The following is an 11521-nucleotide window of genomic DNA, read 5'->3' on the forward strand; positions in this document are numbered from 1 at the left end:
TTAGCCCTCCAACCGCACGCGCGGGTCGATCACGCCATAGAGAATGTCGATCACGAGATTGAGCAGCACGTACATCACCGCCATGGTCAGCACGAACCCCTGCACCGGCGCGAAGTCCGACGAGATCAGCGCTTCGACGGCGTAAGAGCCGATGCCTGGCCAGGCGAACACTTTCTCCACCAGCACGTTGGCGCCGAGCAGGAACGAGAACACCATGCTCAGCGTGGTGATGACGGGGAGCATCGCGTTGCGGAAGGCGTAGGTGACGATGACGGTCGCCGGCGACAGGCCGCTGGCACGCGCGGTGCGCACGAATTCGGAGGACAGCACCGCCAGCATCGAGGCGCGCGTCATGCGCGCGATCGGCGCCAGCGAGAAGATCGCAAGCGTCGTCGCCGGCAGGATGAGCTGGCTGCATGCCGAACGGAACGCCTCGAAGTCGCGCGCGATCAGGGTGTCGATCAGATAGAAGCCGGTCACTGTCGGCGGCGCGCTGTAGAACACATCGAGCCGGCCGAGCGGCGCGGGCGACCAGCCGAGCCGGAAATAGAACACATAGACCAGCACCAGACCTGTGAAGAACACCGGCAGCGAGACGCCGGCCGTCGTCGTCACACGGCAGAGATGGTCGACCCATGAGCCCGGCCGCGTCGCCGCCAGCACGCCGAGCGGAATCGCGATCACGACCGAGACGATGAGGCCGAGCAGCGTCAGCTCGGCGGAGGCCGGCAGGCGGTTGCGGATCTCGGCTGCGACCGGCTGGCCGGTCGTGAGCGAGTTGCCGAAATCGCCATGGGCGAGATCGTTGGTGTAGCGAAAGAACTGCTCGATCAGCGGCTTGTCGAGGCCGAGTTTTTTCCGGATCTGCTCGACGGCTTCTTTCGTTGCGGCGGGGCCGGCGAAATACGCCGCGGGATCACCGGGCAATGCGCGGGTCAGCAGGAAGGTGACGATGACGACCCCGATCAGCGAAGGAATCGCGAACATCAGGCGCTTGCCGATCATGGTCAGCATGGGGTTGCGCTCCTGCTGCTCTGCGTTTGTGGGCGGGTTCGCGCCACGTGCTCCGCTGCGCCCCCTCTCCCACGCAACCGGGGTCTACCCCGGTTGCGCATTGGTGATTGGCGCAAGTCGGGCAGGCCCGACTTGCGATGGGAGAGGGGCAGGGTGAGGGGGAGCCCCAAGCGAGATCGGAGTTCGTGGCTACCCCTCACCCTGCCCCTCTCCCACAAGGGGAGATGGAATGATTGAGCGGTGGCCGCCTCACTCAGAAAGAGAGTCGATGACGCGACCATCTCGCCCGCCATCCCCTTACCCCTTCGCCATCGCGCGATAATCCAGCCTCCGGTGGAACCAGTATTGGTAGCCGCTGATGTTCTTCTGCATCGCGACGTTGACGAACGGCTGGTACAGCGGGATGCGCGGGATGTCGCTGTAGGCGAGGTCGACGAAGCCCTTCACGTCGGTGTCGTAGGTCGCGGTGTCGCCGGTCGCGGCGGCCGCGCGTGCGCCGTCGATCAGCTTGTCCATCTCCGCCGACTTGTAGCTCATGGTGTTGAAGACGGAATTATTGCCGTGATAGCACCAGTAGAAGAAGTATTCGGGGTAATCGAGCCAGCCCGAGAATACGTTGGTGAAGAGCGGCATTTCCTTCTTGTTCAATTCGGTGCGCCAGTTGGCGCCGGGCACCTTGTTGATGGTGGTCTTGATGCCGATCTGGGCCAGGCTCTCCTGCACCAGCACGCAGAGCGGCTCGTTGACGCCGGCGAAGTTGAGGTCGAACGAGATCGTGGTCTCGAAGCCGTTCGGGTAGCCGGCCTCGGCCAGCAGCGCCTTCGCCTTGTCCATGTCGGTGTTGTATTTGTGCGGCTGCGGCCAGGCGACTTCGGTTGGCTTGTCCTTGGGCGCGCCGAACATCGGGTTAGCCAGCCCGAACATCACCGCGTCCATGATCTTCTGATAGGGAATCGCGCAGGCGACCGCCTGACGTACCTTGGGATTGTCGAACGGCGGCTTGGTCACGTTCATGCCGATATACTGGATGCCGTTGGAGAACGGCAGCGACACCACGTTGAGCTTGCCGCTCGCCTTCATCTCCTGGAAATCCTTGAACGGCAGCTCATAGGAGATGTCGGCGTCGCCGCGCTCCAGCAGCGCGCGGCGATTGCCGGCCTGCGGCACCATGCGCCAGATCACGCGCTTGATCTTCGGCAGCGGGCCGCCGACCCAATCGTCGTTGCGCTCCATCACCACTTCGGTGCCGGCGGTCCACTTCGTCACCTTGTAGGCGCCGGAGCCCGCGGTCTGCTGCTTGGTGAATTCGAGTCCCCAGGGATCCTTCTCGCTGGCGTTCTTCTTCACCAGCTCGGAATTGATGATGCAGGGCACGATCACCGCGAGATCGGGGATCGTCAGCTTGTCCTTCTTCAGGAAGTCGACACGTACCGTGTAGTCGTCGATCACGACGAACTGCTCGGGTTTCGTGAGCGAGCCCGCGCTCATCTGGAAGGTGGGGAATCCGCCGACGCTGACGGCTCGGTCGAGCGACCACTTCACGTCCTTGGCGGTCACAGGCGCGCCGTCGTGGAATTTGGCGTTCTTCTTCAGCTTGAAGGTGACCGACATGTCGTCGATCTTGAAGTCCTCGGCGAGTTCGCCCTTGAACTTGTCGCGGTCGTAATAGGGCACGCCGCCGGGGCCGGTCTTCATCTCGTGGCTGAGCAGGCGGTCGTAGCAATTCCAGGACACCTCATAGCCGGGCACGTTGGTGCCGACGCCGTGGATATCGAGATTGTTGGGGCCGCCTTCCGAGACGATCAGCAGCGTCTCCGAGCGCGCATCGGCCTTGGCCGACGAGATCACGGACGGCATGGCCGGAAGCGCCGCGCCTGCGGCCAATCCGGAAACGGACTTGAGGAAATCGCGGCGCTTCATGGAATGGCTCCAACACAAAAGTTTTCTGGTTGGAACTGGATTCGCAAGGTTCGTGCCAAGGCTTAAGCAAGGATTAAACCAGCATAAGCCTATGAAATGTTTATAGGAAAAGGCTGCTATCCGGGCCGTCGATCAGAAGCCAAGCCGTCGGACATTGCATACAAACAGGTATATTTGCCTAAAAAATAGGCTTTCGACAATACCAGCCTATTGCGTGAGCGCGTCTCGCCCCTAGGTGGCGCGGCTATCGATCGCGGCCCGTCACCCCGGCCAGATCAGCTCCTGAAGTTCGACCAGATCATCCGCCTGCTCCTGCCAGCCCTCGATGCAGATGTGGCTGTTGAGGTCGCTGGCGCGATGCAGCAGCATCAGGGCCATCAGCCGTCGCTTGAGCGCGAAGTCGAGCTTCGCATAGCCAAAGCCTTCGAGCAGGTTGCGCACCCTGCCCGGCCGGCCCGCTGCCATGAAGGCGCTAGGGCCGAGCAGATCGTAGTCCCGCCATCCCGCCAGCACGTCGCCGAAGTCGAACAGGCCGGCGAGCGACCATTGATCGTCGTGGCGGGCGAGCAGGAAGTTCTCCGGAATGTATTCGCCGATCAGGATCACCGGCGACGCATCCATCGGAATGAGCGCGGCCGCATCACGCAGGAGATCGTCGAGGCTGGCGAGGAATTTCGGCGCCAGGCCGAGACGCGTGTGCCGCGCCTTGCAGCCCTGCATCTGGGCCCGCATGAAGTCGTCCCAGCGCGGCTGGATCTGCGCGAGTGAGCCGAGCGGCGCGCGCTGCACGGCGGCGATGGTCTCGCCGATCTGTCGCAGCACGCGCTCCTTCTGCGCTTCCGGCAACGACGGCCAGACCTCCGAGCCGAGCGTGCCGGCAAGGCGTGTGATGATCAGATAAGGCCAGCCGTCGCGATCGCCTTCCGCGACGATCTCGGGAATTGGCAAATCAATGCGACCGGCAAGTTGGGCCAGCGAGCCGTGCTCGGAGACGAACTGCGCGCGGAGCAGCGGCGGGAAGATTTTCAGGATCAGGCGATCGCCGAGCCCGACCACGAGATTGGTGCCGGTCGCAAAGACGTGCGGCGCGCTGGCATCGAGATCGTGGCTGCGGGCGATGTCGAGCGCGATCGGCAGCCATCGCGGAGGGTCGGCGCGAAAGGCGCGAAAGCTTGCCGCGTCGGCGCAGTGAGGGAGTTTCATCGACATCGTAACCTAACGGCTGTTGAGCTCGTCATGCCCGGGCTTGTCCCGGGCATCCACGTTCTTCGTGCTCGGGCCAAGGCGTGGATGGCCGGGACAAGCCCGGCCATGACGCTGTGGAATGGCCTTGCGCCTTAACGCCGAGCTACCATCCCTCCCCCTACCTATCCGGGCTGGCGCGCTCGAACTGGCGCAGGATCTTGTTGCCGCGTTCGACCGCAGCATCGAGCGCGGCTTGCGCGCTCTTGCGGCCGGCAAAGGCCTGCTCCAGCTCGTCCTCGATCGCGCCGCGGATCAGCACGAAGGAGCCGAGCCGGATGCCCTTTGAATTCTCCGTCGGCGGATGCAGCGTGATCTCTTCGAACGACATCGCCGAGCCCGGATTGCGCTCGTAAAAACCTTGCGCGCGCGTCAGCTCGAAGGCGGCGCGGGTGACAGGCAGATAGCCGGTGTTCTGGTGCCAGGCGGCCTGCACGCCAGGCTGCGACAGATAGGCGAAGAATCGTGCCACGCCTTTGTATTCCTCGCGCGGACGGTCGCGCAGCACCCACAGCGTGGCGCCACCGATGATCGAATTCTGCGGCGCACCCTTCACGTCGGGCCAATACGGCATCATGCCGTAGCCAATCTCGAACTTCGAATTCGCCTTGATGTCGGCGCGCGTCGCCGAGGAGCCGATGAAGATGCCGCATTCGCCGTTTTGGAAGCGCGGCTCGGCCGACTGGCCGCGGCCGCTATAGTCGAACACTTTCGTTTTCTGCCACTCGCTGAGCTCGGAGACGTGACGCACGAGAGACGGATTGTTGATGGTCAGCTCGGCATCCAACGCGGCAAAGCCGTTCGCCCGCGTTGCCAGCGGCAGATTGTGGAAGGCTGAAAAATTCTCGACATGGATCCAGGACGGCCAGGAGGTGGTGAAGCCGCACACCGCGCCGCGATCGCGCAGGCGTTTTGCAGCAGCGCCAAGCTCCGGCCAGGTCTTCGGCGGCGCCTCCGGATCGAGCCCTGCGTCGCGGAACATGGTCTTGTTGTAATAAAGAATCGGCGTCGACGAATTGAAAGGGAAGGACAAGAGATTGCCGGCCGCATCGGTGTAGTAGCCGGAGACCGCGGGAAGGTAGTCATTGAGCGAGAACGGCTCCTTCATGTCCCGCATCAGGCTGAACACGGGATAGATCGCGCCCTTGGCCGCGGTCATGGTGGCGGTGGCGACCTCGTTGACCTGGACGATCGCGGGCTGGCTGCGCGAGCGGAAGGCGAAGATCGCGGCCGTCACCGTCTCGGTGTAACTGCCCTTGTAAGTTGGCACCACGCGATAATCCGGCTGCGAGGCGTTGAAGTCGGAGGCGAGCTTTTCCAGTTGGCGGCCGAGTTCGCCGGACATGGCGTGCCACCACGCGATGTCGGTCGCGGCCCGCACCGGCGCGGCCAATGAGAGGGCCGCAAAAACGGCGACGACCTGCGAAAGGCGCGATGCTGAAGTCACGATGGCTCTTTCCATGCCGCACCGACGAAAGCGGCTGCCCCTGCTTAAGGCGCGGCATTTGCGGTTTCAACCGGGAATGAGCCCCGGCCGCGCCGCACAATCACGTCGAGGCGCCCGGCGGGATGGCCTTCCCACGACCATCTGCTAGATTGCATTGAACCTTTTCCTCCCGCCATAGACTCCACCACTGAGGGGTTGAGTGTGCCAGTGTTGAACCGTGCCGAACGCACGCGGACCGGGGTGGTTTTCGTCGCGCTTTTGATCGCCCTCTGCGCGACGGGAGCTGCTGCGCGTGAGTTCCGCGCCGCCGACACCCAGACCGAGGATTATCCGACCGTGCAGGCGCTGCGCTACATGGGCGCCCTGATGGCCGAGCGCAGCGGCGGTCGGCACGAGGTCAAGGTCTTCCACTCCCGCCAACTCGGCGAGGAGAAGGAGACCATCGAGCAGACCCGGGTCGGTGCGATCGATCTCAACCGGACCAATGTGGCGCTGATCGGCAATTTCGTTCCGGCGATGAACGTGCTGGCGATGCCGTTCCTGTTCCGGTCCATCGAGCACATGCAGAAGGTGCTGGACGGGCCGATCGGCAGCGAGATCCTCGGCAGCTTCGAGCCCTACGGCTTCGTTGGCCTCGCCTTCTACGATTCCGGCGCGCGATCGATCTACAACGGCGCCCGCCCGGTCAGAAACGTCGCGGACCTCAAGGGATTGCGGATCCGGGTGCAGCAGTCGGAGTTGATGAGCCAGATGATCCGCGCGCTCGGCGCGGAGCCGGTCGAGATGCCCTATGGGCAGGTGCTTGCCGGGCTTGCCAACCACCTGATCGACGGCGCCGAGAACAACTGGCCATCCTACGTGACGACGGACCATTACAAACATGCCGGCTATCTCGCCCTCACCGAGCACACGATGAGCCCCGAAGTGCTGGTGATCTCGCTGAAGGCCTGGAAAAGCCTGTCGGCCGACGAGCAAACCATCTTCAGGGAAGCCGCACAGCGCTCCAGCCGCTTCATGCGCGAGAAATGGCGCGACCTGGAGGAGCAGTCGCAGCGCAAGGCGGAAGCAGCGGGCGTCACCATCGTCAGGGATATCGACCGCAAGCCGTTCGAAGACGCGATGGTCGCGATCTACGCCAAGGCCGGGCAGGATCCGGCCGCGGCCGCGCTGATCGAACGCATTCGCAAGGTGGAGTGAGGCCTCTTGCCCGGGCTTGGACACAGCGAGCATGCAGACAGGTCGCCCGGCCCGATGGGGCGGCTGCGCGCGCGGCTGGTCGGCGTGCTCCGGGCGGTGCCGATCCGTTGGCGCATCCTGTCGATCGCGGCGCTGAACTCCGCCGTGGTCATCGTGCTGGTCGGGCTGATCTGGAACGGCTCGCAGGTGCTCGGCTCGGCCTGGGACGACGTGCGCCAGGTGCGCGAATCCGACCGGATTCTGGCGCTGCTCGAAAGCGAGACCGGGCGGCTGCACAATCTGATCCACCGCTACATCAACCAGCCGAGCCCCGACCTGTTCGCCGAGATCCTGCTGCTGCGCGAGGCGGTGCTGGGGACGCTGACCAATCGCGCCGCCAAGGACCCGATGCTGTCGGGCTCGGTCGAGGAGCTGGAGCGCACCACCGACCGCTTCCTCAACGGCTTCGGCGAGCTGCGCGGCGTGCAGGCCACCATCGCGAAGACCTACGAGGATCAGGTGCAGGCACCGGCCAGGGACATGGCCGGCCTTTACTCCATCATCGAAGGCGCCACCGGCCATCGCGATGCGCTGATCTGGCCTTCGCTGGGCAAGTCGCGAGAGGCCTTCACCGCGATGCTGGTCGCGGCCAATTCCTACTATCTGTCGCTGTCATCGGGTGCGGCCGACGACGCCCGCCGCAACACCGAGACGATCGAGAAGACCATCCCCGTGATGATCGATCTCGCCGACAACGACCTCCAGCGCATGGCGCTGCGGCGGCTCGCGGCCCGGACCGCCGCGCTGCGGGAAGGCTTTGCAAAGCTCTCCGAGCAGCTCACGAACCGTACCGAGCTGCTGCGCAACACCATCGACGCCAACCAGGCCGAGGCGATCGGCGCCATCGACGATCTCTCAACCAAGATGCGCCAGCGCGAGCAGAAGGCGCAGGAGACGTTCGACCGCACGCTGGCGGACATTTCCCGTCGCGTTCTCTCCATCGCCGTGATCTTCCTCGGCATCATCCTCACCGCCGGCGTGCTGATCGCGCTGTCGATCCGGCTGCCGCTGCAGCAGATCATGGCGGCGATGCGCGCGATCACGCTCGGCGACCTCGGCCGCGAGGTGCAGGGCACGCGCGCGCGCGACGAGGTCGGGGCCATGGCGCGCGCGGTGGAAGTGTTCCGCGAGAACGCCATCGCGAAGCGCCAGACCGAGGACGAGCTGCGCGCGTCCAAGGAGAAGGCCGAAAGCGCGCTGCTCGAGCTCAACGCCGCGCAGCAGAATCTGATCGATGCCGAGAGGCTCGCAGCCCTCGGCGGCCTCGTCGCCGGCGTCGCGCACGAGGTCAACAACCCGATCGGCATCAGCCTCACCGTTGCGTCGAGCTTTGCCCGGCGCACCGAGATCTTCGAGGCCCAGCTCAAGGGTGACGGCGGCCTGCGCCGCTCGCAGCTGGAAGAATTCGTGCAGTCCTCGCGCGACGCTTCGCAGCAGCTCGTCGCCAACCTCCAGCGCGCCGGCGAGCTGATCCAGTCGTTCAAGCAGGTTGCGGTCGACCGCTCCCATGCCGAGCGGCGGCAGTTCTCACTCAGCGAAGCCACCGAGCAGATCATCGCGAGCCTGCGGCCGGTGCTGAAGCGGTCGCCGATCACGCTCCATGTCGACATGCCCGAGGGACTGCTGCTCGACGGCTATCCCGGCTCCTACGGCCAGATCCTGACCAACCTGTTCCTCAATGCCGCCAACCACGCCTTTGCCGACGGCCGCGCCGGCACGATCACGATCTCGGCGCGGCCCCGCGGGGCCGACGACGTCGAGATCATCTTCACCGATGACGGGGCCGGCATGACCTCCGACGTGCAGCGCCAGGCCTTTGACCCATTCTTTACCACCAGGCGCAATGAAGGTGGCACGGGACTCGGCCTCCATATCGTCTATAACCTCGTCACCCAGCAGCTCGGCGGTCGCATGATGCTGGAATCCAAGCTGGGACAAGGCACTACTTTTCGCATTATCATGCCCCGGGTCGCCAAGGGCGGCGGGCAAAGCACAGAGACTGACGGGACTTCTCAATGGCCGAACAGGACGATGTCCTCCACCTGATCGACGACACCGGTACCGCATCGGAGGATGTTGACGCCCGGAAATGGAAGATCGCCGTCATCGACGACGATCCGGCCGTGCATGACGGTACGCGTTTTGCGCTCTCGGACTATTCCCTCAACGGCCAGGGCCTGGAGATCCTCTCCGCCCATTCCGCGGCCGAAGGTCGCAAGCTGATGGCCGCGCACAACGACATCGCCGCCGTGCTGCTCGACGTCATCATGGAGACGGACGTCGCCGGCCTCGAGCTGGTCGAGTATATCCGCAACGAGCTCAAGAACGAGACCGTGCGCATCATCCTGCGCACCGGACAGCCCGGTCAAGCGCCTGAACGGCGCGTGATCGTGCAGTACGACATCAACGACTACAAAGCGAAGACCGAGCTCACCGCCGACAAGCTGTTCACCTCGCTGACCGCGGCGCTGCGCTCCTACCAGCAGCTCGAGCGCATGCTGCAGACAAGGCGCGGGCTCGAGATCATCATCGACGCGGCTTCGACGCTGTACGATTTCAAGTCGATGCAGCGGCTCGCCGAGGGCGTACTGACCCAGCTTGCCTCGCTGCTCAACGTCGATTGCGCCGGTATCCTGGTTTTGCGCGACAATGGCGGCATCGACCCCGAGCTCTCGGTGCTCGCCGGCAGCGGCTGCTACAGCCGCTTCATCGGCACCACCTCGTCGAAGGCGCTCGACCCCGATCTGCGCGCGATGGTGGAAGCCGCGTTCCAGGGCCGCAAGAACGAATTCGCCGACCACCGCAGCGTGATCTATTTGCGCACCGGAAGCGGCCGCGAGGTCGTGGTGCTGCTGCAGGCCGAGCGCGAGCTGTCCGAGACCGACCGCTCGCTGGTTGAGATCTTCTCCAGCCGGCTCTCGATCGCCTTCGACAACGTCATCCTCTACCAGCAGCTCCAGGCCGCCAACACCCAGCTGGAAGACCGCGTCGCCCAGCGCACCCGCGCGCTGATGCAGGCCAACCGCCGCCTCTCGGCGCAATGGCTGCGGCTGCAACGCGCCAACGGCTTCAAGAACGAGATCCTCGGCACGGTTGCCCACGATCTGAAGAATCCGCTCGGCGTCATCCTCGGCCGCACCGAGATGCTGAAGGAGTTGATCTCGACCGGCGCGTCGTCAGGCGGCGTCGTGGCCCAGGTCGATCACATCCGCGATGCGACCAAGCGCCTGACCACGATGGTCGATCATCTGATCTCGGATGCGATGGCCGATGCCTTCGACATCACCATCCGCCGCGAGCCCGTCGACGTCGCGGCCCTGGTCAAGGAGGTCGCCGAGGCCAACCAGCCGCTCGCCGTCAACAAGCAGCAGGCGATCAGCGTCACCGCGCCCGTCAACGTCGTCACCATGTGCGACACCGACCGCATTCGCGAGGCGATCGACAATCTGATCAGCAACGCCATCAAATACTCACCGATCGGCGGCAAGATCGGCGTCGTCGTCAGCCATGAGGGCGGCGACACCATCGTCCGCGTCAGCGACGAGGGCGCCGGCCTGTCGCCGGAGGATCTCGGCCGCCTGTTCGGCCGGTTCCAGCGGCTGTCGGCAAAACCGACCGCCGGCGAGAGCTCGACCGGGCTTGGGTTGTCCATCGTCAAGCGTATTATCGACATGCACGGCGGCGAGGTGACCGCCGAGAGCGAGGGCCCCGGCAAGGGCTCGACCTTCACCATCACCCTCCCCGCGACCGAAATTTCGTGATCTCAGGACCATGACCCAAAGCCAGCACATCATGATCGTCGACGACGAGGCCCCGGCCCGGGAGATGGTCGGCGATTACCTCAAGATGCACGGCTTCACCGTGACGCTGTGCGACGGCGGCAAGTCGTTGCGCACGGCGATCGACGGCAGCATGCCCGACCTCGTCGTGCTCGACCTCAACATGCCGGAGGAAGACGGGCTCTCGATCATCCGCGACCTCAAGAGCCGCATCAACGTGCCGGTGATCATGCTGACGGCGACGGCAAGCCCGATCGACCGCGTCGTCGGCCTCGAGCTCGGCGCCGACGATTACGTGGCCAAGCCGTGCGAGCTGCGTGAGCTGATGGCACGCATCCGCTCGGTGCTGCGCCGGAGCGCGCCGGCGAAAGCCGTGGCGAACACGGCGGCTACGAAATCGGACAAGGAGCAATTGGTACGGTTCGGGACGAAGTGGCTCGATCTCGAAGCGCAGGCCTTGCGCGACGACGAGGGCAACGAGCATCCGCTGACCGCATCCGAGTTCGGGCTCTTGAAAGTGTTCGCGGCCAATCCGAAGCGCGTGCTGTCGCGCGAGCGCCTGCTGGAATTGGCCAATGCCCGCGACGCCGAAGCCTTCGACCGCGCCGTCGACCTGCGCATCATGCGCATCCGCCGCAAGATCGAGCCCGATCCGGCAAAACCCGCCGTGATCCGCACCATCCGCGGCGGCGGCTATCTGTTCTCGCCGGCGGGCGAGAAGGCGTAGCGCCTCCCATCGTCGTCCTGGCGAAGGCCAGGAGGTGGATTCACACTCGAAGTGCAACAGTTGAGAGGAGAAGGCCTCTGCCGGGGTTCTGAAGTCAAGGCATTTGCGCGGGGTGTTGTTGTAGGCGGCAATGGACTGACGGAAGCGCCTGGTTGG

Annotated in this window: 8 protein-coding genes and 1 pseudogene; 4 read left to right on the plus strand and 5 right to left on the minus strand. The window is 64.6% G+C overall.

The features are described 5' to 3' along the window. From AC0L3B_RS19985 to ugpB, 4 genes are all read right to left on the minus strand, one after another. Positions 1-1014, minus strand: coding sequence for an ABC transporter permease (locus AC0L3B_RS19985; RefSeq protein WP_018456013.1), 1014 nt, complete (start codon positions 1012-1014; stop codon positions 1-3). A gap of 297 nt (positions 1015-1311) precedes the next feature. Continuing rightward, on the minus strand, positions 1312-2934 hold the full coding sequence (locus AC0L3B_RS19990; protein WP_085349651.1) for an ABC transporter substrate-binding protein: 1623 nt from the start codon (positions 2932-2934) through the stop codon (positions 1312-1314). Positions 2935-3195: 261 nt separating this feature from the next. Further along, entirely contained in the window at positions 3196-4143 is a 948-nt protein-coding gene (locus AC0L3B_RS19995) for an aminoglycoside phosphotransferase family protein (protein WP_377791569.1), read from the minus strand. A 154-nt stretch (positions 4144-4297) separates the two neighbouring features. Continuing rightward, complete coding sequence (gene ugpB / locus AC0L3B_RS20000) at positions 4298-5638, minus strand: sn-glycerol-3-phosphate ABC transporter substrate-binding protein UgpB (protein WP_085349649.1); 1341 nt, start codon at positions 5636-5638, stop codon at positions 4298-4300. A 186-nt stretch (positions 5639-5824) separates the two neighbouring features. On the opposite strand from ugpB, the gene AC0L3B_RS20005 reads away from it, so the two are divergent. The 4 genes from AC0L3B_RS20005 to AC0L3B_RS20020 are packed head-to-tail and all read left to right on the plus strand — an operon-like array spanning position 5825 to position 11365. After that, the gene (locus AC0L3B_RS20005) at positions 5825-6820 is read left to right on the plus strand and encodes a TRAP transporter substrate-binding protein (RefSeq protein WP_473380941.1); all 996 of its coding nucleotides are present in this window, start codon (positions 5825-5827) and stop codon (positions 6818-6820) included. Positions 6821-6874: 54 nt separating this feature from the next. Next, positions 6875-8905, plus strand: coding sequence for a sensor histidine kinase (locus AC0L3B_RS20010; protein ID WP_085385497.1), 2031 nt, complete (start codon positions 6875-6877; stop codon positions 8903-8905). Further along, positions 8875-10620 carry an ATP-binding response regulator gene (locus AC0L3B_RS20015; RefSeq protein WP_018456007.1) on the plus strand — a complete coding sequence of 582 codons (1746 nt, stop codon included), beginning with the start codon at positions 8875-8877 and terminating at the stop codon, positions 10618-10620. Before AC0L3B_RS20010 ends, AC0L3B_RS20015 begins: the two co-directional genes overlap by 31 nt. A 10-nt stretch (positions 10621-10630) precedes the next feature. Continuing rightward, a complete protein-coding gene (locus AC0L3B_RS20020; protein WP_446481565.1) occupies positions 10631-11365 on the plus strand; it encodes a response regulator in 735 nt (244 codons plus the stop codon). Positions 11366-11398: 33 nt separating this feature from the next. Here AC0L3B_RS20020 and AC0L3B_RS20025 read toward each other — a convergent pair. Continuing rightward, a pseudogene (locus AC0L3B_RS20025) lies at positions 11399-11521 on the minus strand (IS30 family transposase); the annotation flags it as partial.

Source organism: Bradyrhizobium sp. Kon56 (assembly GCF_055807635.1).

Excerpts from the sequence above, each read along its gene's own strand:
- AC0L3B_RS19990 (WP_085349651.1), bottom strand. The coding sequence starts at position 2,934 with ATGAAGCGCCGCGATTTCCTCAAGTCCGTTTCCGGATTGGCCGCAGGC.
- AC0L3B_RS19995 (WP_377791569.1), bottom strand. The coding sequence starts at position 4,143 with ATGTCGATGAAACTCCCTCACTGCGCCGACGCGGCAAGCTTTCGCGCC.
- AC0L3B_RS20020 (WP_446481565.1), top strand. The coding sequence starts at position 10,631 with ATGACCCAAAGCCAGCACATCATGATCGTCGACGACGAGGCCCCGGCC.
- AC0L3B_RS19985 (WP_018456013.1), bottom strand. The coding sequence starts at position 1,014 with ATGCTGACCATGATCGGCAAGCGCCTGATGTTCGCGATTCCTTCGCTG.
- AC0L3B_RS20015 (WP_018456007.1), top strand. The coding sequence starts at position 8,875 with ATGGCCGAACAGGACGATGTCCTCCACCTGATCGACGACACCGGTACC.
- AC0L3B_RS20010 (WP_085385497.1), top strand. The coding sequence starts at position 6,875 with ATGGGGCGGCTGCGCGCGCGGCTGGTCGGCGTGCTCCGGGCGGTGCCG.
- ugpB (WP_085349649.1), bottom strand. The coding sequence starts at position 5,638 with ATGGAAAGAGCCATCGTGACTTCAGCATCGCGCCTTTCGCAGGTCGTC.